The organism is Fictibacillus phosphorivorans (genome assembly GCF_007673525.1).
Lineage (GTDB): Bacteria > Bacillota > Bacilli > Bacillales > Fictibacillaceae > Fictibacillus > Fictibacillus phosphorivorans_C.
The window spans coordinates 2,487,773-2,508,407 of sequence record NZ_VDZU01000001.1 but is presented as its reverse complement, the minus strand read 5'-3'; the positions used below and the strand labels follow the sequence as shown (position 1 = coordinate 2,508,407).

Below are 20,635 nucleotides of genomic sequence, written 5' to 3'. Positions count from 1 at the left end.
CTTGGTTTTTTTGATTTACTTTCGATATACGATTAACGCTAAGTAACTCAGCGTTCCGAACAAGAAGGAAATGATCAATCCATGACCAAGGGCCACGAATAAGTTTAAGTTGGAATAAACGATCAGTGCACCTGATACACCCTGAAGAATGACAAATAGTAGAGCAAACTGAAATCCTTTTGTTACTACTTTTTGATCGCTATAGTATTTTCGAGCGTGATACCAAGCGTATACGATCCAAACAAACAGGACGATAGCAGCGATTCGATGCAATAGATGAATGCTTGCTTGAGATCCGATTGTTGCGAAAATGGTTCCATTGCAAAGAGGGAACTCAGGACCACATCCCATGCTTGAGCCAGTATGTCTTACGAGTGCACCTGTGTATACAACAGCATACAGATAAGCGAATAACCAATAGATGTTCTTTTTAAATGCTGGCGACACTTTCGCGATAAAAGGACGGTTAGGATCTTCAAAAGAAAGAATCGCAATCAAAAGAACACTTGCGAACGAAACGAGCGAAAAGCCAAAATGGGAGGCAAGAACAGCCGAAGATTGACTCCAAATAACGGCAGCGGCTCCAAGAAGGCCTTGAAGGATAATAAAGAATACAGCTGATCCAGCCAAAATCTTTATCTCTTTTCTATGTGGATCTCGTCTCCAAGCCCAAATCGCGAGTATGATAACGAGAAGGCCGAGCCATGCTGATACAAAACGGTGACTCACTTCAATAATCGTTTCGAGTTTAGGTGCTGTAGGCAAGATTTCTCCATAACAGAGCGGCCACGAGTTACCGCATCCATCACCTGAGCCTGTTTTTGTTACAACAGCTCCCATCAGCAACACGAGCAACATACCTAACGAAGTAATAATAGAATAAATCTGATAAAATCTTTTCAATTCATTCACCTGCTTTTTTTGTCCAATAACCGTTCACAAATTTGTAATAATTTCAACAAGTATTCCAGACACTTCCATCGTACAAATAAGATAAGATAGTGTCTATATTAGTCGAAGTATACAAAGCACTTGATTTGTTTTATAATGTTAGAGGACATTTTCTTTATATAATCTTTATATACCACTATCCTATCATATAGGTAAAACGTTCTACTTTACATATTGTGAACAGATGAAGACATTTTTTTACCGTTGATTTTAGAGTCAAGCCCATATAGAATGAATGAGGGCTTAAATAACAGCAAAAGCAAGAATTGGAACATTTTACTCTAAAAGGAGGTGTATCTGTTGAGCAAAACTCCAACTGCATATGAAGTCGCTAACAAAGTAATGGAACCTGGACCTCTATCTGAAGCGAATCCTACAGGCACCTGGAAAGATTTTTTGACCATCGCGAAGCTCGGGATTGTTATGAGTAACTTGATTACGACATTTGCTGGATTCTTTCTAGCTTTAAAATATAACAATCTTTTATTTTCTGACAAGATTGGCGATTTAGTTCTTTGTATTTTAGGTGCTGCATTAGTTATTGCAGGTGGCTGCTGCTTGAATAACTATATTGATAGAGATATAGACCAGCTCATGGAACGTACGATTGAACGGCCGACAGTTACGGGCAGGATCAGCGCGAATCAAGTCCTTTGGGTAGGTATTATTCTATCCGCAATCGGAACAGTTATGCTTGCCATGACAACCTTAACAGCAGCAGTAATGGGATTGATCGGACTGTTTGTATATGTTGTCGTTTACACGATGTGGCTTAAACGAACTCATTCTATTAATACGGTAGTCGGAGGCATATCTGGGGCTGTGCCACCTTTAATCGGTTGGGCAGCAGTTGATGCAAACCTTCATTGGGTTGCTTGGATCTTATTCTTAATCATGTTTTTATGGCAACCTCCACACTTTTTAGCGCTTGCGATGAAACGATGTGAAGATTATAGAAAAGCTGGTATTCCAATGCTTCCTGTTGTATCCGGTTTCGCATTAACGAAACGTCAGATGATCTGGTACGTAGCCGCATTACTTCCTGTGTCTCTTTACCTGTTCGAATTTGGTATCGTCTACTTGATCCTTGCTGCTGTGTTGGGAACAGGTTGGCTGATCCTAGCATTATCAGGGCTAAAGACTAAGGATGACATGAAGTGGGCTCGTATGATGTTCGTATATTCGTTGAATTATATGACCATTATGTTTGTTGCTATGATCTTAGTGAACATATAGATTTTATACTGGAACAGCGCGATTGTGCTGTTCCTATAATCGCCTTTACATAAAAGGGCTTTCATAAAAAAGTATAGATGAAGGCTTATCGTTTGTATTCACTCATAAGAGTGAACTCCTAGTTTTATTAACAAAGGTTTTAATGCGTAAGATTTAATTTTGCTATTTCCATTCAAATAACCTATTTATTTGAATTGAATAGATAGAACATTCAGTCAAAACAGACTACAACGAGAAAGTGGGGTATATGTAGTGATGAAAAAATGGCTACAAAAAGGGCGTTTTCTTTCCTTATTTGCCATGTTGGCTCTTCTTTTGATGGGGTGCGGAGATCCGACTCTATCAACTTTAATTCCGCAAGGTGAAGTTGCTGACAAACAGTTCCAGCTGATGCTGATCTCTATTAGTATTATGATTCTGGTTCTGGTGGTAGTTTTCGTTCTTTATGCATTCGTATTATTAAAGTTTAGAAAGAAAAAAGGTGACAATTCTACACCTAAGCAAGTGGAAGGTAACCACATGCTTGAACTATTATGGACAGTTATTCCGATTCTTTTGCTTATCATCTTAGCTGTACCAACTGTAATGAGAACGTTTGAATTCTCTGCAGATGCGAAACCTGCTTCAAAGAACGAGTTAAGCATTAAGGTTACTGGACACCAATATTGGTGGGAGTTTGAATATCCGAAAGAAGAATTAATCACTTCTCAAGAACTGGTTCTTCCGGCAGATACGAAAGTGCATGTTGAATTATCATCTGCTGATGTTATTCACTCTTTCTGGATTCCTTCACTAGCAGGTAAGACCGATACAAACCCTGGTGATAAAAACAAGAACTACATGTGGTTTGATACGGGAAGTAAGACAGACGTAGTGTACAAAGGGAAATGTGCTGAACTTTGTGGTGCATCCCATGCTTTAATGGACTTTAAAGTAAGAGTTGTTTCTAAAGAAGACTACAAGAACTGGGTTGCGGGCTATAAAGCGGCTGACGACAAATCTTCTGCTAATGCTGATGGACAACAAGTCTTTGAAAAGAACTGTTTATCTTGTCACGCTGTTGGACAAAACGGCGGAAACACAGGGCCTAGCTTAACTGGTTTTGGGGATAAAGACCGTGTAGCAGGTATCTTAGAACATGATAAAGAAAATCTGAAAAAGTGGATCAAGGACCCTCAAGAAGTTAAACCAGGCAACAACATGCCTAAAGTAAATCTTTCTGATGAGGAAATTGATGCTGTTTCAGATTACTTGTTAGGTCTTAAATTGAAATAGTCTTAAGCATTGCAAAAAAGGAGGTTACACCGTGGCAACTCACGAAAGTCACAAAAAGAGAAGTGGGTTAATGGATTGGCTCACTACCGTTGACCATAAAAAGATCGGTATTCTGTATCTTTTGGCTGGTGGCTTCTTCTTCTTAATCGGAGGACTTGAAGCAGTTTTAATGCGTATTCAACTTATGGAACCAGACAGCAAGATTTTCACTGGTGAACTTTATAATCAATTGTTAACAATGCATGGAACAACGATGATCTTCTTGGCAGCCATGCCGATCATCTTTGGTTTCATGAATGCGATCGTTCCTTTACAGTTAGGCGCTCGTGACGTAGCGTTTCCTTATGTAAACGCAGTCGGATTCTGGTTATTCTTCTTCGGGGGAGTACTTTTGAACTTAAGTTGGTTCTTAGGTGGTGCTCCTGAAGCTGGATGGACAGCTTATGCACCTTTATCAACAGTTGCAGAGGATACGGGTGTTGATTTCTATGTACTCGGTCTTCAGATTGCCGGAGCAGGTACTCTTGCAGGTGGTATTAACTTCCTTGTAACGATTATCAATATGCGTGCACCTGGTATGACATTCATGCGTATGCCATTGTTCACATGGGCTTCATTTGTTACATCTGGACTTATTCTTTTCGCATTCCCTGCACTTACAGTAGGATTCTTCTTACTAATGTTCGAACGTGTATTTGATGCTAATTTCTTTAATCCAGATATGGGTGGTAACATATTAATCTGGGAACATATTTTCTGGATCTTTGGTCACCCGGAAGTATATATCTTAATTCTTCCAGCATTCGGTATTATCTCTGAAGTTATTTCTACATTCTCAAATAAGCGTTTGTTCGGTTATAGCGCAATGGTTTTTGCGACAGTACTGATCGGATTCTTAGGATTCATGGTTTGGGTTCACCACATGTTTACTGTTGGTTTAGGACCTGTAGCTAACTCAATCTTCGCTGTAGCAACGATGGCGATCGCGATTCCGACTGGTGTTAAGATCTTTAACTGGATCTTCACGATGTGGGGCGGACAGATTCGTTTCTCGACAGCTATGCTTTTTGCAGTTGGATTCGTACCAACTTTCGTAATGGGTGGAGTAACGGGCGTTATGCTTTCTGTACCTGCTGCTGACTATCAGTATCATGACAGTTATTTCGTAGTAGCTCACTTCCACTATGTTATCGTTGGTGGTTTGATTTTAGGATTATTCTCAGGGTTATACTATTGGTACCCGAGAATGTTTAACCGCGTATTGAATGAAACACTTGGAAAGTGGAACTTCTGGTTGTTCTTTATTGGTTTCCATTTAACGTTCTTCCCTCAGCACTGGTTAGGACTAATGGGTATGCCTAGACGTGTTTATACATATATGTCTGGCCAAGAACTTGACGGAGCAAACTTTGTAAGTACGATCGGCGCGATTCTTATGGGTGCAGGAACAGTTGTACTTTTAATCAACATCATCATCTCTGCATCATCTAAATATGCAACAACTAAAGACCCATGGGATGGACGTACACTAGAATGGTCTATGCCGGTTCCAACACCAGAATACAACTTCGCTCAAACACCACTTGTTCGTGGACTTGATGCATTGTATGTTGAGAAAACAGCTGGGAACGGAGCAATGACACCTGCAGAACCTGTAGGAGAAATTCATATGCCAAATGGATCGATTCTTCCTTTCATTTTATCTCTAGGCATGTTCATTTCAGGCTTTGGTTTTATCTATTCAAACTGGTACGTAGCTGGAGCAGGACTAGGGCTAGTATTGATCACCATGTTCCTACGTTCTATTATTGATGATCATGGGTATCATATTCATAAAGAAGAAGTTGAAGCAGACATTAAAGGGGGTAGAGCTTAATGAATGCTGGAGAACGTTTAACAGATGCGAATTTCCCTGCACATCCTGAAAAAGCTACCCTTGAAGGTAAGAATAAATTTTTAGGATTCTGGTTATTCCTTGGTGGAGAAACGGTTTTGTTTGCAACACTTTTCGGAACATATCTTGGTCTTAGAAATATGCATTTAGACGGCCCTTCTGGGGCAGAACTATTTTCACTGCCATTAGTATTCCTAGCTACAATGCTGCTACTAACTAGCTCACTTACGAGTGTGTACGCAGTACTTTCTTTAAAGCAGAACAAGGTACGTTCATTACAAGGCTGGTTCCTCGTAACATTATTATTAGGTCTTGGATTCTTAGGTCTTGAGATTTATGAGTTCATACATTATGTTCATGAAGGACATACGTTTACAAGTTCTGCGTTTGGTTCAGCTTTCTATACATTAGTAGGTTTCCACGGAGCCCACGTATTGTTTGGAATTCTATGGATCACAACGTTGTTAGCTAGAAACTGGAACAGAGGGATTACATTATCTAATGCTCCAAAGTATTATTTGTTTGCTCTATATTGGCACTTTGTCGATGTTGTATGGGTATTCATTTTTACCGTTGTTTATCTAATGGGAAAGGTAGGCTAAACTCATGGCTAATCACACACAAAACCCTGAAACTACCGTTCATCGTCACGAAGAGATTCAGCGTAAGCTTGCCTTGAAAGAGGAGCGTAAGCATCATAACGTTTCTTTTGTCATGATGATTCTTTTAACGATCGTTGCTTTTTTTGCGATCTGGAGCGACAAGATTAGTGATTCATTTGCTGTTTTGTTTATCCTCACATTGGCAGTTGTTCAAGTATTCTTCCAGCTATATGTTTGGATGCACTTAAGCCACAAAGGACATGACTTCCCAATCTGGGGTATGGCAAGTGGTATATTGGTTGCAGCTATTACAGTAGCTTCCTTAATGGGACTTATTTGGACATCGTAATCAAGGAAGGGCTGCATCTCGTATGCAGCCCTTTTTATTTGTTACAATATTACGAATTGTCACTATTATTCCGTACAAGTACCAACTATGATTGATATAGTGTTTAAGGGTACTTTTATAAAGGAGATGACATTCATGCATCATAATCACCATGTTCATCATACTAGTTTGAGTGACTATAACTGGTACGAGCTTTTTCCGCCTTCTATATATGTTTTAGCCATCATTCTTGCGTTCGTTTACTTTCGGTTTGTCGCACGAGATAAACAAGGTAAGAAGCTAGCGACGAAATGGCAGCAAACTTCTATAATCGCTTCACTTTTGTTAATGATTATTATAAAAGGAACGCCTGTTCAGGTTTTAGGACACAATTATTTATTCAGTGTTCACATGGTACAGATGGCCGTTCTTTATTTAATGATCGCACCACTAATGATACTTGCGATTCCTGAAGTGAAATGGAAAAATTGGTTAAGTAAGAAAACAATTCTTACACGTATTTTTCAGTTCCTCACGAAGCCGTTGCTTGCGCTGCTAATCTTTAATGCTGTATTTTCTTTGTATCATATTCCTTTAGTGTTTGATGCCGCGGTTTCAAACCCTATCATTCATTATGGTTATCATGCCTTGTTGTTAATTACAGCTTATACGATGTGGTGGCCGGTTCTTTGTCCGGTTAAAGAGCTTGATACGCTGTCAGATATCAAGAAGATCGGATACGTGTTTGCGAATGGTGTTTTAATGACTCCAGCATGTGCGTTAATCATGTTTGCGGATTTCCAGCTATATGAAACGTACAGAAACGTTCCACAATTGTTTGAAACGATGACGCCTAAAGAAGATCAGCACGTAGGCGGAGTCACGATGAAAATATTCCAAGAAGTTATCTATGCATTTGTATTAGGATTGATTTTTACGAGATGGGTTAAAAAAGAACGTCTGCGTGATAAAGCCGATCTAGAGTTAATAAAAAGACAGAATAACCAATTGAAACCTGAATTAAAGTAACCGGCAAATCTTGCGGGTTATTTTTTTTGTGTGAATCTGTATGTTTGCAAACCACATGCTCTCAGAGAATATCTCATCTCAAGCTCCCCAAAAATAATTTCCTAAAAGAGATGAATAAAATCACAACAAAAAAAAGAATTTGCTCGTTGGTGTCGAAATATAAAGTAAAGCTGAGTAGAAAGGAAAGAAAAATCATGAGAATCAGTGCCAGACAAGCCGCTAAAAAATTTATAGAGTCTCATTATCCAAACTGTGATGTAGCCTATCTGGCTGGCAGTGTTGTTAGGGGAGAAGAAACAGAGAGCTCTGATTTAGATATAATCATCATAGATAGTTCTGTTAGTGAGTCATATCGAGAATCACTTACAGAGTATGACTGGCCGATTGAGGTTTTTGTTCATAACATGTTTACTTACAAACGTTTCTTTAAACAAAATATCGACAGAGCAAGACCCTCTCTTCCTCAAATGTGTGCTGAAGGCATTATTCTCCAAGATACTGGCCAGGCTTCTCGAATAAAGAATGAAGCTTTACAGCTATTAAAAGCAGGACCAACGCCTTGGAAAACAATTGAGATCGAGCAAGCACGATATTTCTTAACAGATCTATTAAACGATTTGGAAGGGTCAACGAATGTTTTAGAAGATTTATTTATCGTTTCGAAACTCGCTGATCGAACACATGAATTTGTATTACGTGTTAATGGGCACTGGATCGGAGAAGGAAAATGGATTCTTCGTGCTTTGAAAGAATACAATGAATCGTTTGCAGAACAATTTGCTTTAGTATTTAATGATTATTATTCCAATCGTATAAAATCAAAAGTTATCGAATTTGTTGACGAAGTAATCGCTCCATATGGTGGCAGGCTATTTGAAGGGTATTCCTCTCAATCACCAGAAAGAGCTGCAGAATAAGAAAAACCCCTCATCGAGGGGTTTTTTTAAACGTGCAATTCAGTATGAAGTGCTTCAATTAATTTGTTGCATTGATTAACAACGTGTTTTGGGAATACTTCATCATATTCCACACCGTGAGGATAATAATGTTTCCCTACATAAGGTGTTCCAAGTTCAACTTTAGCGTGTGGAGTTTCAGTTTCTGCCTCAATAACATGACAAGGGAATCGGAAATAATAAACATCACCGTTCGTCATGTCTTCAAATTTGTAATCATATGTAATACGTTCATAATCCCATTGGCCAGCACGGATCATGCCATGGTTTTCCATCACATGTTCTAAAAGTGAAAACTCAACAACCTTCCCGTTTAAGCCGCTTTCTTCAAATTTCATTGTGAAACCTCCTAGGAATTCAATAAAAAAATAATAATCACTTCTTAATGATATTATGAAAGCGCTAAAGATGCAATCATTGTCAAAAGTGCGCATATTTGTTTTTCTTTCGTAAAGCATAAAGAAGAACAGATTTCCATTTTAGAGGAGGTAAGGATTTGAAAAAGGTAAGTGAGATCATGACGAGAAATGTAGATTTTGTTACACCATTGGACAATGTTTATGAAGTAGCGGTAAAAATGAAGAAGGATGATGTAGGTGTGATTCCAGTTTGTGAGAATGATCAGATTATAGGTGTCATCACAGACCGAGATATTGTCGTTCGAGGAGTTGCTGAAAAACGCCCAGGCTCTACAAAAGTAACAGACGTTATGAGTGAAAAGCTGTATACAGGTTCTATAGATATGACGGCAGAAGAAGCTGCAGATCTTATGGCAGAGAAACAAATCAGAAGGCTCCCAATCGTGGAGAACAATAAACTTGTAGGAATTATTTCTTTAGGAGATCTATCACTAGCTAATGAGAGCGACTCTGCTGCGGGACATACCCTTACACAAGTTTCAGAGCAACGGGATCAAATTCAATAAGTTATATCGATGGTATAAAACGGTTCCATTTAAATTGGAGCTGTTTTATTTTTGAAACGGTTCATCCAAACACATACCCTCTATGCTAAACTAAGAAGAGAAGAAAGTTATAGGGGGAACCATTATGCGAGGATTGGTTACTTTTTTCCTATCCGTTTTTATTTTAATCGGTTTGTTTTTTTATGATGTTCTGCCAGAATTTACGGTCGAGAAAGAAAAGCCTGATACAAAAGTAGAGTACATAGAAGAAACACTCAAGATTCCTGAAGATGCTGTTTCAAACTGGGTAGGTAAAGATATAGCAGCATTTAAGAAGCAATGGGGAGAACCTGAGAGAATCGATCCATCAAGTTATGGCTATGAATGGTATATCTATGGAAACAAGAGTCCAAAAGGTTATCTTCAAGCAGGTGTTGAAAACGGTAAAGTAGTTACGCTGTTTGTTATTGGATCTGATGTAAATACCTCACCCTTTACAATCGGAGAGAATTCAAACACGATCATTCAGAAGTTTCCGATCGAGAGTGATATTACCATTAATGATGGAGAAGATTTTTTTAGATTTGAATTATCTGAGCAAGAAGTTATGCTGCGTCCGCTTATAAAGTTGAAAGATAATGTTTGGGTACAGCTTTATTTTGATAAGTTTACGAATCAGCTTTCAAGTGTACGGTATACTACATCCGATGTATTGTTAAAACAGAGACCTTATTCTATTGTATATCGAGGTGATCTGCCACCGCTTGGACAATTGAACGATGATGAACAGAATAAAGTAGATCAATCTGAAGAACAACAAGTTTTTGAGTTAACGAACATTATCCGTCTAAAATATGAAAAGAATCCGTTGAAATGGGATGAAAAGACATCTGAGGTAGCTTATCTCCATTCAAAAGATATGTTGGATCAGCAATATTTTTCCCATGAGAGTAAGGATGGAAGAACGCTTTCTGACAGGCTGCAACAAAAAGATGTAAAGTTTCTGCAAGCAGGTGAGAACATAGCAGCAAACTATACGGACGGCATTGCAGCTGTTGAAGGCTGGATGAACAGTGAAGGCCATAGAAACACATTGTTAAACAATGAATATACTCATCTTGGAGTAGGTGTAGATAATAAGTATTACACCCAAAATTTTTTAGTGCCTATGGAGTAAATAGATCGTGTAAGGCTGAACCTTAATAGGTTCAGCCTTTTTTAAATTATTTTATTTTAGTCAGCAAGTTTAAAGAAGGTTCCCGAAGCCGATGCGATCAACGTGCCAGTTTCGTTACGTACCTTTCCATCCATGCGTACTAATTGTCTGCCATTATGAACGACTTCAGCACGGCATATAAACAACTCTCCAACACCTGGTGTTAAGTAGTCCACTTTTAGTTCTACAGTTACAGCTCCTCTTTTATTACCTGGAACTAGACTGGCCATTGTGCCCATTGCTGTATCTAAAAGGGTTGCAGTGAGACCGCCATGTAATATTCCAATTGAATTATCAAGTAAAGGCGAATTAGGCATCTCCATTTCTAGTGTGTGGTCGTTGATTCTAGTCGTTTTAAAATCTAATAAAGAAGCAATATGTGCTAAATGGTCCTTTTCTCTTTTTAATTTTAAACTGTCCAAAAAAACTTTCATGACCTGTTGCTCTTGCTCAGTACTGGTTTCAAAGAAATCTTTCCACTCGTCCTTAATATCCAATATTTTCTCCCTCAATCTTTTTTTATTTTTATTGTACCTTTTTGGGCGGATGAGAATAAAGTAAACAGAATCAACTTTGCACGCAATCTAAAAAATGGGCGCACCAATTTATGGGCACTTATGTATCATGTAGTAAACATCATTCGTCAGTGGATGGCTGGGGGTGGATTCTGTGGTAAAGACTGATATAGAAAGTTTCAAGGAGTTTGTTCATAAACATCCCGATTTGATTAAGGAAGTGAAGAAGAATAAGAGGCCTTGGAAAGAGGTTTATCAGGATTGGATTGTTTTGGGTGAAGAACATGAAAGCTGGAATCAGTATGCAAAGGACAAAGAAAAAAAACAAGACGAACGCTCTAAGTCTGATAAGACAAGAACAGAACTTACAGTTGGGGATATAGTTGCTGGTTTAAGTAAGCTTCAAATCAACGATGTACAAAAATATTTATCTCAATTTGGCAGTCTGATGGATGCGGTTCAAGAACTATTACAGCAATTTAACAATCAGTCTGACAGACCGAACCAGCTGCCCGAAAAGAGAATGAATGATTATCCTTCATACAGGGACTAAAAGGATGTGTGCGGCGTGCGAAGAGAAATCCTAGAGTACTTGAATACAAGACCTGACTTGAAATATTATATAAGAGAAAAACCAGAGTGGTATAGAAAATTAAGCAGAAACCCTTTTTCAGTATCTGAGCTGGAAGAGGGTGCGAAAGTGTTTTACGGACGTACTTTCGGGCAGAGAGTAGATCGCTTTCATCAACAGGTACAAAATTTTGGACTGTTAATGGAATTAATCTCTGTAATGGGTGACGAAGTAAAAGGAAGTGGTGCTCCTGTGCCGAATGATTTTCAGCCGATGCCAGACTCTCTTAATAACGGTTAAGGCATCTTGAGGGATAATAAAAAGAAAAAAGGAAAAAACTACTTCTATAAGGAGTGGTTTTTTTATGAGAATAAGAAACAGACGGATCTATACAGGCGGTCTTTTAGTGATCATAGTGCTCACGCTGTTTATGATAACCAAATTTTTTGAAGGTTTCTCCGAGACAAAACTTCAAGAATCAAAAGCTGTTGAGGTATCTGCTTCGTATCCCATAATGGATAAAGACTGGGCGGTTAACTATCACGTAAAAAAACAGCGCATCTATTTTGAAAATATTATTTCAAGGTTCTCATTTCAAGGAGGTCTAACGAACACACCTGGTAATAAGGACGGATATATTGCCGTTTTTGTAAACAATAAGTGGAAGATGAATGCTAATCAATCTATGTTCATCTTAAAAAATATGAATCCTGGTAAACACAGAATTACTTTGCAGCTGAAGAAAAAGGATGGATCTGATTACGGAATTAAGAAAAACATAGTCGTTCAAGTTCGATAACTCTTCGATATTAGAAGAGTTTTATTTTTTTATAAAGACGGCTATGCTTTTAAGTCCAGTTAATATCCGCTATAATAGATTAGAAACCTCATACCTAAAGGGAGGTGTGACGTATGAGTTTAGACCAAAGTGTATTGCTGGAAGAATCTCTAGCATTAGCAGAGATGGTTGCCGATTCCAGTGTTGCAATAGCATATAGAGAGTCAAAATATAACCTAGAGCAAGATGTAGAAGCACAGAAAATGATTGCTCGTTTCGCCAAGATGAAAGAACAGTATGAAGAAGTACAGCGTTTTGGTAAATATCATCCTGATTTTCATACCGTTTCAACACAAGTTCGTACACTTAAACGAGAGCTTGATTTCCATGAAAATATTGCTCAATTTAAGAAAGCAGAAAAAGAACTTGAGAATTTATTGATGGAGTGCAGCAAAATCATTGCATACAGTGTATCCGAGCAGATTAAAGTTCCAACAGGCAATCCTTTCTTTGATGAGAGCTCTTGCAGTGGTGGATGCGGTTCTGGTGGATCTTGCGGCTGTGCTTAAACTCAGTCTTTAAACCGAATGCAATCAAAGCACAAATTACCACAGCAGAACATTTTTTCTTGCGGAACTAAAAAACGCATTCGGTACACATGAAGAGTTTCTTCTGATCTTACAAATGTAAGGTTCAATGTTAGCCGTTTCCCTTTCATAGCTTTTACGGCATGTTTTTTTACAGAATCAGTTGTGTGATCGATTGAAAACTGTGGAGAAACCGTTACATATATGAAAGGGATACCGGCCATCATTTTTCTTTCAACATGATTGATCGTAGGATCTTGTTTCATACGATCTAGAAACTGTTCCCAAATGTTGTTTAAGTCCAATCTACATCACTTCCTATTAAGGAGTATTCATTAATTTGTTCAATTTAAGCATATAAAAGGGGCTTTAATTATGATAGGTAATCGACGTGGGCTATCTGTTTTTCTTCATTCATTAAAGTTTTCAAAACAGTTAAGGCGCTATGGAAATGTACATTATGTCTCTAGAAGGTTAAAGTATGCTGTTCTGTACTGTGATGGAAACAAAATAGACGAAATAGCATCAAAGCTGGAATCCTTACATTTTGTTAAAGAAGTAAAAAGGTCTCATAAACAAGAGATCAAGACAGAATATGAAAGTAAGATTGTTGATAAAGCAAAAGAATATGATTATAAGATGGGGATTTAAAAGACAGGCTGCTAATAAAAATAGCTGCCTGTTTTCTTTATGTTTGTTTTTTGTCAGTAATTCCATTTATAAGTCTTCAAAAGAATTTATAAGTCTTGAAGAAATTTTATAAGTCTTCAAATATTTTTATAAGTCCTCAAAAAAATTTATAAGTCTTCACCTATTTGGCAAAAAATTCATTTTATAATAAAGGCGGTATCAGATAGTTTAAACGAAGAATCCCTGTTAAATAGTGAAAAAAGAGTTCAGTTTCAGCAAAATCTGTTGATGGTTTTACATCAAATGTTATCACTTCTTTATTTAATTCAGCCGCTTTCGCCTCAAATAGATCAATTCGTTTCGAAGGATAGGGTACCCCTTCTCGACAAATGTATAGTGGCTGAAATTTTCCTTCAGAAGCAGGATGAAGTACGGCAACTAGTGACGCGTACATTTTATCTTCTTTTTTAACTTTTAGGCACAATAACTGCGAGATCCGCTCTTTGTTCGTTTCCATAATCTCAAGGAGTTCATAAAGATCTGAATACCCTTCTCCAAGCTCAATAAATCGTTGAATCATCATTCAATCCCCTTTCTATAGAACAATGTAGCACAATCATCTATCTGCTGAAAGGCTTTTTAAGCATGAAAAAAAACCTGCAGCAAAAACTGCAGGTTGCCTTTAAAACAAAATCACTTCTGTTCAAAGGCGATGGGAGAGGAGAAACCGGATGAAGAACTTATGGGGAGTAAGTCTTCTCCGCGGTTGGCAACAACATCGTTCGTTGATGTTGTTATAAATAGTATGACCGCATTTAATTTGCCTTATACTTATAAGGAAAAAGATTTGATGTTTGATTACAGGAATACTTGTGATAGGATAAGTAAGGGAAAACGGATAAAGAATTGAGTGAAGAACGTGAGAGTAATAGCTGGAGAATGTAAGGGAAGACCACTTAAAGCAGTACCAGGTACGAACACAAGACCAACAACTGATAAGATCAAAGAATCCATCTTTAACATGATCGGTCCTTTCTTTGATGGAGGTAAGGGTCTTGATTTATATGGAGGAAGTGGTGGCTTAGGTTTAGAAGCATTAAGCCGAGGCATGGAGCATTTTATTTTCATTGACAAGGATCAAAAAGCGATACATACGATCAAAGAGAATATTAAACAATGCAACTACGAAGACAAAACAGAAGTCTTTCGTAATGATGCGAAAAGAGCATTGAAAGCGCTTCACAAAAGAGAGATGCAATTTGATATGATATTCCTTGATCCTCCTTATGCGAAGCAGATGTTGTTAAAGGATATGGAGGAGATTGATAAACTTGAACTTCTATCTCCAGAAGGAAGTATAGTAACTGAACATGGTACAGATGTAACACTACCTGAGGAGATCGGAAACTTTTATCAGGTCAGACAGGAAACATACGGAAAAACAACTACAATAACGATCTACAAACGTGATTAACATAAAGTATGAGGTGAAAAAAATGCCAACAACTGCAGTCTGTCCTGGTAGCTTTGATCCCGTAACTCGTGGTCATCTGGACATTATTAAACGTGGAGCAACAGTATTTGATGAAGTAATTGTAGTAGTAGCAAATAATCAAAGTAAAGACCCTTTGTTTACAGTTGATGAGAGAATCGTACTCTTAAAGGAAGTTACGAAACAATTTCCCAACGTAAAAGTAGACTCGTTTAACGGTCTATTGATTGATTATGTAAAGAATATCGGAGCAAATGTTATTCTTAGGGGACTTCGTGCAGTATCAGATTTTGAATACGAGATGAAAATCGCTTCTATAAACAAAAAACTAGATGATGAAGTTGAAACATTCTTTATGATGACAAACAATCAATATTCTTTCCTTAGCTCGAGCATCGTTAAAGAAGCAGCAAAGTATCATGCGAACGTTTCAGATCTTGTTCCTGAAGTTGTAGAAGAAGCATTAAAAGAAAAATATAACAGCCCCCGTTAAGTGCGGAGGCTGTTTTTTTTCATAAGGTTTCTGTTCCATATTAGAATGGAAAGGATTAAGAATCCAAGTGTTACATAATGGCTATGCATGAGTGCGTACATACCAACCTCACTAATATGGACGGTTTTCTCAGTAAGAAATGCAAATGCTGGAGCAGTAGTACTTTTAACGTGATACAAATAAGGGAATACTAAAAGACAAATGATAGCTGATAAAAACCCATGAAGTATTCTTGCAAAAAAGAATGGCTTGAACTTAATATCAGTGTCTGCAAGGATACTAGCTACTTGTGCTTGTACGGAAAAACCGCTAAAAGCTAATATGAAACTTACGATCACGGCTTGTTGTAGGATGGACGATTGAGCGAGACTCGTTAAGTTGCTGCCTAACGTGATCTCAAAGATTCCTTTAATGAGAGGAAGACTTAATTGTTCAGATAGCGAAAGCGCGACAAAAAAATAATTAATCAAGCTTGAAAGCAGTTCTGCTACGTGAAGAAGATCCATCATCTTACTTAGTACAGAGAAGAGAATAATGAACCCGCCGATCATAAGAAGTGTTTTTGTAGATTGCTGCACGGCATCTCCAAGAAGCTGCCCGATGGGGCGATTGTCTGCTAATCTAGCTTCATGCATGTGTTTAAACGCGTTGGTCAGTCCTTTTCCTCTATAGCGTACTTCCTTTTCAACAGGTTCTTTTTTCCAACCGTGGAACCTCATGATCAGCCCAACGAAAAAATTGCCCAAATAGTGACTTACTGTGAGAACGATGCCAAGAGCTGCGTTATGAAAAAACCCTACTGCAATTGCGCTGAACATGAACAATGGATTTGAACAATTTGTAAACGATACGAGGCGTTCAGCTTCTAGGGTCGTGATCTGCTTTTGGTGCCATAATCGTGCTGTTAGCTTTGCCCCAGCTGGGAATCCTGAAGAAATACCCATCGCCCAAACGAAACCTCCTGCACCAGGCACACGGAAGAGCGGTCTCATAAGAGGTTCGAATAATACACCTATCAGATGTACGACACCAAACCCCATTAATACCTCTGATAGTATAAAAAAGGGCATCAAGGACGGGAAAACAACGTCCCACCACATCTTCAAACCGTTGACGGATGCCATATATGTTTCTTTTGGGTATATGATTATGGATATTGCTATGATAATAGCAGATGCTGACAATAGAAGTGTTTTGAAGTAGGCTTTGTTCATAAGGGGAGTGCTCCTCTCGCGAAATTACACTATACTTACTTGTCCTCATCCTTATTTATACGTATAGCCTTACTCTTTAGACCATATGTTAAAAAAAGACGGTGCTTCTAAAGGAGGAGCAAAGGATGAAAGAACCGAAAATCGGACTTGCTCTAGGATCTGGTGGTGCTAGAGGATTTGCTCATCTTGGTGTTGTTAAAGCAATAAGAGATGCTGGGATTCCTATAGACATGGTAGCTGGAAGCAGCATGGGAGCTTTGGTCGGTGCGATGGTAAGTATGGGTCATAGCGATGAAAATCTTTACCGTATGGCAACGCTCTTTAAGCGTAAATATTATATGGATTACACCGTTCCTAAGATGGGGTTTATCACAGGGAAGAAAATCAAAGAACTCGTAAGGCTTCTTACAAAACAAAAACATATTGAACAAACGGATATTCCGTTAGCGATCGTGGCAACTGATCTACTGCTAGGTGAAAAAGTGGTTTTTAGAACAGGTCCTATCGCAGATGCAGTTCGTGCTAGCATCTCGATTCCTGGCATATTAGTCCCTGAAAAAATAGACGGAAAACTTTTAGTGGACGGTGGAGTCATCGACCGTGTACCTGTTTCTGTGGCAAGAGAGATGGGAGCAGACCTAGTGATCGCAGTAGATATCTCCCATTTCAAAGCCGAACTTCAGGTTTCATCCATTTTTGATGTTATCATCCAAAGCATTGATATCATGCAGCGTGAAATGGTGCGCTGGCACGAGATTTCAGCAGATATTATGATCCGTCCAATGGTTGAGCAGTTCAGTTCTACAGCATTTAAGGATGTAAATGATATAATCGCTATAGGAGAAGAAGCAGGAAGAAAACAGATACCAAAAATTTTAGAGAAGATCAACAACTGGAAGGAGTCTATGCATGACCACTGAAAAAACAACAAAACGAAGAAACTTTTTCTCGCAAAATAAATTTATCATCCTTTTTTTGCTGGTGTTTGCTTTTATAGCATTCTATCCACTTCCTTACTACATTACCTCCCCCGGGGATGCCAGAGTATTAGACCCCATCATTAGCGTAGAGGGAGGAGATGACGATAAGGGAGTGTTCATGCTGACAACCGTTTCGGTAGGTACAGCAAACATTCCGCAATACATATGGGCAAAGCTGAGTGATTATCGTGAAGTAATCCCTGCTGATCAGATCCGAGGAGAAGATGAGACGGATGAAGAATACAACCAAAGACAACTTCAGATGATGGAAGATTCACAGCATGCTGCTACGATAGTAGCTTATCAAGAGGCAGGAAAAAAAGTAGACATTGAATACCATGGTGTTTATGTTACGGGAATCATGTCGGGGATGCCGGCAGAAAAGAAATTAAAAGTTGGAGATAAGATTATTGCTGTTGACCGTAATCCAGTTATGGAAACAAAGAAACTTCTTGATACGCTCGCTCCTAAGAAAGCAGGAGATGAAGTAGACTTAACTATTTTACGCGGCGATAAAAAAATGAATGTGAATTTAAATATTGAAGAGTTTCCAAAGAAATATATTCAAGATCAAGGACCGAAAGCGGGTCTTGGCATCACTTCTCCTGTAGCAGATGTATCCATCGTAACAGATCCGAAAGTGAAGATTGATACCTCACAAATCGGAGGACCCTCCGCTGGGTTGATGTTCACGTTAGAAATTATGGATCAATTAACACCAGATGATCTTACACATGGAAAGAAGATTGCAGGAACCGGTACGATGGACCTTCAAAAGAATGTAGGACCAATCGGCGGTATACAGCAAAAGATCGTTGCAGCTGATGAAGCAGGTGCAGAGATTTTCTTTGCCCCTGTTGATGGAGATAACTATAGTGATGCAGTGAAAGCTCAAAAAGATATAGGCTCCAAAATGAAGATCGTTCCGGTTAAAACGCTGAACGATGCACTGGATTATTTGAAAAAATTGTAGAGAAAAAGGATGCAGAAGCCATATGGAGCTTCTGCATCCTTTTTTAGCTCGTCGGAGCCGCCGTTAAGCACGCTCCGACGAGCGCCATCCAATATAAGCGCATAACTACATCAATTCACCATTATTGGAGGCGTGTTAAATTCTTCTTTTTCAGCTTGAAGAAGATTCCGAGCTGCACCTTGGGCATAAACTAAAGAAGTTCTTGCTTCCATCCTCAATCCAGCAAAATCATGCTTAGACACAGTCGTAACAAGAGGCAAGTCTAACGATTTTTTGACAGTACTTAAATAATCTCTGCCATTACCAGTCATCCCTAATACGCGAATGTATGAAGGAGGTGAGTCTAGAATGGCCAACATCTCTTCTTTTTTCGCCTTATTTAGAACGTGTAAACACGCGCGTTGAAGCCTTGTCCATGTGTATCGTTTTGTCTTTAAGTGTTTCATAAAAGTTTCAAAAGAGTCAGATTTCTTCATCGCTTCGATCATTCTATATTCTAAACCCTCTTCAACCTCGTAATAACGGTTTATTTCATGGGGACTTGTAGATAATAGTTGATAACGAAGAAAAGGAAAGAAGCGTTCCCAGTTCATAAGAGTACCTTTTTCAACTTGTTCTTCAGCTAACATCTCAAGTGTGTAATGAGGCATATAGGCTGCAGCTTGTTTTTCATCACCTTTAAAAATAGCTTCTCTAATGGCAGTTGCACTAGCAATATTACCTTTGCCTAGCATGACATCATGGTAATCAGCATTTTTCCTCTTTATCGTAACAGGTCGGATATGAGAACCTAACTCACGGCTAGCTCTTACATATTCAAAACCTAAAATATTATTTGGTTTACTGAGATCGAGAGTCAACGGAATATCAAGTGATTCGTATGCTCGTGAAGCAGCTGAGGGATATGATAGACCTTTGCTCATAAATGACCGAACAAGATCCTGGTAGATTTCCTTTTGAGCGTTCACAGAGTCATGAGTCTTATTAAAAAGTTCAGCATCCCCAGATTCGCTACCAAAACAAAAAGACTCTGCACCAAGAGATTGCAGCAAAAAGATGCTTCCAAATGCAAAACGAGGTGCATGGCTAGTGGCAAAGGAATATGGAAGTTCAATAACAAGGTCGGCTCCACCTAATAGAGCCATCTTAGTCCTTTTCCATTTTGACAAAAGAGCAGGTTCTCCTCGTTGCAGGAAATTACCGCTCATCACGGCGATAATACAATCAGCACCTGTAGCTTTTTTCGTTTCTTGTAAATGATAATAATGTCCATTGTGAAACGGATTATATTCTACAACAACACCAGTTGCTTTCAACTGTTCCACTTCCTTTTAAACGTTCGATTATACTTGTTTACATTGTACTAAAAAGAGTTTAGAATCAAAAGTATCAGTGTAAAGATAAAATATTGACATTTTATTTGATGACCGATATAATTACTACTGTTGCCTTGAGGTGATAAAGACATGAAATGGTCACTACAAGAAATTAAAAATTTTTACCGTAAACCGTTGACGTTTGAACAAAATGTTGATGCGAGCGGAGTGATGGAAAAAGACCCGGAGATCAGAAGCGTAGATCCTGTTCACATAGAAGGACATGCAGATGTAACTCAGCAAAAAGCCACTTTTTACTTAAACATAAAAGGAAAAATGGTGTTGCCATGTGCCAACACTTTGGTAGATGTGGAATTTCCATTCTCGGTAAAAACGACGGAAATTTTTATTTTCGATCCGAACTATACGGAATACGAAGATGAAGAGAGCCTTCACAAAGTCGAAGGACATTACGTTGACCTTCTCCCTGTCATCGAAGAGCATATTTTGCTTGAAAAACCGTTGAAAATTACGGCTGCTGATGTGACAGACAGTCCCGCTCCTAAAGAAGGTAAAGGATGGAAGAGGGTTACGGATGAAGACATGAAAAACCGGATTGATCCGCGTTTGGAAGGTCTGGCTAAATTTTTTGACGAAGACAAAAAGTGAAAGAATAGGTTATAATGATTCTTTCT

At 38.5% G+C, this 20,635-nt stretch carries 26 protein-coding genes; 19 read left to right on the top strand and 7 right to left on the bottom strand.

All coding sequences use genetic code 11. The features are described from left to right. Positions 1–15: 15 nt before the first annotated feature. Positions 16–903 carry a COX15/CtaA family protein gene (locus FS458_RS12505; RefSeq protein ID WP_260858603.1) on the bottom strand — a complete coding sequence of 296 codons (888 nt, stop codon included), beginning with the start codon at positions 901–903 and terminating at the stop codon, positions 16–18. A 390-nt stretch (positions 904–1,293) separates the two neighbouring features. Here FS458_RS12505 and cyoE point away from each other — a divergent pair, with 390 nt between their 5' ends. From cyoE to FS458_RS12470, 7 genes are all read left to right on the top strand, one after another. Next, positions 1,294–2,187 (top strand): heme o synthase, encoded by an 894-nt coding sequence (gene cyoE / locus FS458_RS12500; RefSeq protein WP_066399927.1) that lies wholly within the window; start codon positions 1,294–1,296, stop codon positions 2,185–2,187. Positions 2,188–2,442: 255 nt separating this feature from the next. Then, positions 2,443–3,462: a cytochrome c oxidase subunit II gene (coxB, locus tag FS458_RS12495; RefSeq protein ID WP_144700990.1), complete on the top strand. Its 1,020-nt coding sequence runs from the start codon at positions 2,443–2,445 to the stop codon at positions 3,460–3,462. A 31-nt stretch (positions 3,463–3,493) separates the two neighbouring features. Beyond that, a complete protein-coding gene (gene ctaD, locus FS458_RS12490; protein ID WP_260858602.1) occupies positions 3,494–5,338 on the top strand; it encodes a cytochrome c oxidase subunit I in 1,845 nt (614 codons plus the stop codon). Next, a complete protein-coding gene (locus FS458_RS12485) occupies positions 5,338–5,958 on the top strand; it encodes a cytochrome c oxidase subunit 3 (protein WP_144700988.1) in 621 nt (206 codons plus the stop codon). The genes ctaD and FS458_RS12485 overlap by 1 nt, the downstream gene beginning before the upstream one ends. 4 nt (positions 5,959–5,962) lie before the next feature. Then, positions 5,963–6,307: a cytochrome C oxidase subunit IV family protein gene (locus tag FS458_RS12480; RefSeq protein ID WP_066393364.1), complete on the top strand. Its 345-nt coding sequence runs from the start codon at positions 5,963–5,965 to the stop codon at positions 6,305–6,307. A 135-nt stretch (positions 6,308–6,442) separates the two neighbouring features. Then, positions 6,443–7,315 (top strand): cytochrome c oxidase assembly protein, encoded by an 873-nt coding sequence (locus tag FS458_RS12475; protein WP_186320536.1) that lies wholly within the window; start codon positions 6,443–6,445, stop codon positions 7,313–7,315. 200 nt (positions 7,316–7,515) lie between these two features. Continuing rightward, entirely contained in the window at positions 7,516–8,232 is a 717-nt protein-coding gene (locus FS458_RS12470) for a nucleotidyltransferase domain-containing protein (RefSeq protein WP_144703559.1), read from the top strand. A gap of 26 nt (positions 8,233–8,258) precedes the next feature. Here the strand turns inward: FS458_RS12470 and FS458_RS12465 are convergent, their stop codons facing one another. Beyond that, entirely contained in the window at positions 8,259–8,609 is a 351-nt protein-coding gene (locus FS458_RS12465) for a YugN family protein (RefSeq protein ID WP_144700984.1), read from the bottom strand. A 158-nt stretch (positions 8,610–8,767) separates the two neighbouring features. Here FS458_RS12465 and FS458_RS12460 point away from each other — a divergent pair, with 158 nt between their 5' ends. Next, positions 8,768–9,196 (top strand): CBS domain-containing protein, encoded by a 429-nt coding sequence (locus tag FS458_RS12460; protein ID WP_144700982.1) that lies wholly within the window; start codon positions 8,768–8,770, stop codon positions 9,194–9,196. Positions 9,197–9,320: 124 nt separating this feature from the next. Next, the gene (locus FS458_RS12455; protein ID WP_144700980.1) at positions 9,321–10,352 is read left to right on the top strand and encodes a CAP domain-containing protein; all 1,032 of its coding nucleotides are present in this window, start codon (positions 9,321–9,323) and stop codon (positions 10,350–10,352) included. Positions 10,353–10,408: 56 nt separating this feature from the next. Here FS458_RS12455 and FS458_RS12450 read toward each other — a convergent pair whose 3' ends face one another. Continuing rightward, positions 10,409–10,825, bottom strand: coding sequence for a PaaI family thioesterase (locus FS458_RS12450; RefSeq protein ID WP_260858601.1), 417 nt, complete (start codon positions 10,823–10,825; stop codon positions 10,409–10,411). A 235-nt stretch (positions 10,826–11,060) separates the two neighbouring features. Here FS458_RS12450 and ylbD point away from each other — a divergent pair, with 235 nt between their 5' ends. The 4 genes from ylbD (at position 11,061) to FS458_RS12430 (ending at position 12,824) form a co-directional block, all read left to right on the top strand. Next, a complete protein-coding gene (ylbD, locus tag FS458_RS12445) occupies positions 11,061–11,459 on the top strand; it encodes a YlbD family protein (protein WP_186320535.1) in 399 nt (132 codons plus the stop codon). A gap of 15 nt (positions 11,460–11,474) precedes the next feature. After that, positions 11,475–11,777, top strand: coding sequence for a YlbE-like family protein (locus FS458_RS12440; protein ID WP_144700974.1), 303 nt, complete (start codon positions 11,475–11,477; stop codon positions 11,775–11,777). A gap of 64 nt (positions 11,778–11,841) precedes the next feature. Continuing rightward, a complete protein-coding gene (locus tag FS458_RS12435; RefSeq protein WP_144700972.1) occupies positions 11,842–12,276 on the top strand; it encodes a hypothetical protein in 435 nt (144 codons plus the stop codon). A 113-nt stretch (positions 12,277–12,389) separates the two neighbouring features. Beyond that, on the top strand, positions 12,390–12,824 hold the full coding sequence (locus FS458_RS12430; RefSeq protein WP_144700970.1) for a YlbF family regulator: 435 nt from the start codon (positions 12,390–12,392) through the stop codon (positions 12,822–12,824). Between the two features lie 2 nt (positions 12,825–12,826). Here FS458_RS12430 and FS458_RS12425 read toward each other — a convergent pair whose 3' ends face one another. After that, entirely contained in the window at positions 12,827–13,147 is a 321-nt protein-coding gene (locus tag FS458_RS12425; protein WP_260858600.1) for a hypothetical protein, read from the bottom strand. A gap of 70 nt (positions 13,148–13,217) precedes the next feature. Between FS458_RS12425 and FS458_RS12420 the strand changes: the two genes are divergently transcribed. Then, positions 13,218–13,493 carry a YlbG family protein gene (locus FS458_RS12420; RefSeq protein WP_144700968.1) on the top strand — a complete coding sequence of 92 codons (276 nt, stop codon included), beginning with the start codon at positions 13,218–13,220 and terminating at the stop codon, positions 13,491–13,493. A 181-nt stretch (positions 13,494–13,674) separates the two neighbouring features. On the opposite strand, the gene FS458_RS12415 is transcribed toward FS458_RS12420, so the two are convergent. Further along, complete coding sequence (locus FS458_RS12415) at positions 13,675–14,052, bottom strand: DUF7147 family protein (protein ID WP_144703553.1); 378 nt, start codon at positions 14,050–14,052, stop codon at positions 13,675–13,677. Positions 14,053–14,391: 339 nt separating this feature from the next. On the opposite strand from FS458_RS12415, the gene rsmD reads away from it, so the two are divergent. Both rsmD and coaD read left to right on the top strand, forming a co-directional pair. Then, positions 14,392–14,946: a 16S rRNA (guanine(966)-N(2))-methyltransferase RsmD gene (gene rsmD, locus FS458_RS12405; protein ID WP_144703550.1), complete on the top strand. Its 555-nt coding sequence runs from the start codon at positions 14,392–14,394 to the stop codon at positions 14,944–14,946. A gap of 22 nt (positions 14,947–14,968) precedes the next feature. Then, positions 14,969–15,457 (top strand): pantetheine-phosphate adenylyltransferase, encoded by a 489-nt coding sequence (gene coaD / locus FS458_RS12400; RefSeq protein WP_066393400.1) that lies wholly within the window; start codon positions 14,969–14,971, stop codon positions 15,455–15,457. Here coaD and ylbJ read toward each other — a convergent pair. Further along, a complete protein-coding gene (ylbJ, locus tag FS458_RS12395) occupies positions 15,454–16,671 on the bottom strand; it encodes a sporulation integral membrane protein YlbJ (RefSeq protein WP_144700964.1) in 1,218 nt (405 codons plus the stop codon). The two genes, coaD and ylbJ, sit on opposite strands and share 4 nt — an antisense overlap. Before the next feature lie 125 nt (positions 16,672–16,796). Here ylbJ and FS458_RS12390 point away from each other — a divergent pair, with 125 nt between their 5' ends. Together FS458_RS12390 and FS458_RS12385 are read left to right on the top strand one after the other, a co-directional pair. After that, positions 16,797–17,591, top strand: coding sequence for a patatin-like phospholipase family protein (locus FS458_RS12390; RefSeq protein ID WP_144700962.1), 795 nt, complete (start codon positions 16,797–16,799; stop codon positions 17,589–17,591). Beyond that, entirely contained in the window at positions 17,581–18,624 is a 1,044-nt protein-coding gene (locus tag FS458_RS12385) for a SepM family pheromone-processing serine protease (RefSeq protein WP_144700960.1), read from the top strand. Before FS458_RS12390 ends, FS458_RS12385 begins: the two co-directional genes overlap by 11 nt. A 110-nt stretch (positions 18,625–18,734) precedes the next feature. Here the strand turns inward: FS458_RS12385 and FS458_RS12380 are convergent, their stop codons facing one another. Next, positions 18,735–19,940, bottom strand: coding sequence for a nucleotidyltransferase (locus FS458_RS12380; protein ID WP_144700958.1), 1,206 nt, complete (start codon positions 19,938–19,940; stop codon positions 18,735–18,737). 150 nt (positions 19,941–20,090) lie between these two features. On the opposite strand from FS458_RS12380, the gene FS458_RS12375 reads away from it, so the two are divergent. Continuing rightward, complete coding sequence (locus tag FS458_RS12375) at positions 20,091–20,609, top strand: YceD family protein (protein ID WP_144700956.1); 519 nt, start codon at positions 20,091–20,093, stop codon at positions 20,607–20,609. Positions 20,610–20,635 lie beyond the last annotated feature (26 nt).

Bases quoted from the DNA above. Each gene is read 5' to 3' on its own strand.
- cyoE (WP_066399927.1), top strand. From the start codon at position 1,294: ATGGAACCTGGACCTCTATCTGAAGCGAATCCTACAGGCACCTGGAAA.
- coxB (WP_144700990.1), top strand. From the start codon at position 2,443: ATGAAAAAATGGCTACAAAAAGGGCGTTTTCTTTCCTTATTTGCCATG.
- FS458_RS12485 (WP_144700988.1), top strand. From the start codon at position 5,338: ATGAATGCTGGAGAACGTTTAACAGATGCGAATTTCCCTGCACATCCT.
- FS458_RS12480 (WP_066393364.1), top strand. From the start codon at position 5,963: ATGGCTAATCACACACAAAACCCTGAAACTACCGTTCATCGTCACGAA.
- FS458_RS12475 (WP_186320536.1), top strand. From the start codon at position 6,443: ATGCATCATAATCACCATGTTCATCATACTAGTTTGAGTGACTATAAC.
- FS458_RS12465 (WP_144700984.1), bottom strand. From the start codon at position 8,609: ATGAAATTTGAAGAAAGCGGCTTAAACGGGAAGGTTGTTGAGTTTTCA.
- FS458_RS12455 (WP_144700980.1), top strand. From the start codon at position 9,321: ATGCGAGGATTGGTTACTTTTTTCCTATCCGTTTTTATTTTAATCGGT.
- FS458_RS12450 (WP_260858601.1), bottom strand. From the start codon at position 10,825: ATGAAAGTTTTTTTGGACAGTTTAAAATTAAAAAGAGAAAAGGACCAT.
- FS458_RS12435 (WP_144700972.1), top strand. From the start codon at position 11,842: ATGAGAATAAGAAACAGACGGATCTATACAGGCGGTCTTTTAGTGATC.
- FS458_RS12430 (WP_144700970.1), top strand. From the start codon at position 12,390: ATGAGTTTAGACCAAAGTGTATTGCTGGAAGAATCTCTAGCATTAGCA.
- FS458_RS12420 (WP_144700968.1), top strand. From the start codon at position 13,218: ATGATAGGTAATCGACGTGGGCTATCTGTTTTTCTTCATTCATTAAAG.
- FS458_RS12415 (WP_144703553.1), bottom strand. From the start codon at position 14,052: ATGATTCAACGATTTATTGAGCTTGGAGAAGGGTATTCAGATCTTTAT.
- coaD (WP_066393400.1), top strand. From the start codon at position 14,969: ATGCCAACAACTGCAGTCTGTCCTGGTAGCTTTGATCCCGTAACTCGT.
- ylbJ (WP_144700964.1), bottom strand. From the start codon at position 16,671: ATGAACAAAGCCTACTTCAAAACACTTCTATTGTCAGCATCTGCTATT.
- FS458_RS12390 (WP_144700962.1), top strand. From the start codon at position 16,797: ATGAAAGAACCGAAAATCGGACTTGCTCTAGGATCTGGTGGTGCTAGA.
- FS458_RS12385 (WP_144700960.1), top strand. From the start codon at position 17,581: ATGACCACTGAAAAAACAACAAAACGAAGAAACTTTTTCTCGCAAAAT.
- FS458_RS12375 (WP_144700956.1), top strand. From the start codon at position 20,091: ATGAAATGGTCACTACAAGAAATTAAAAATTTTTACCGTAAACCGTTG.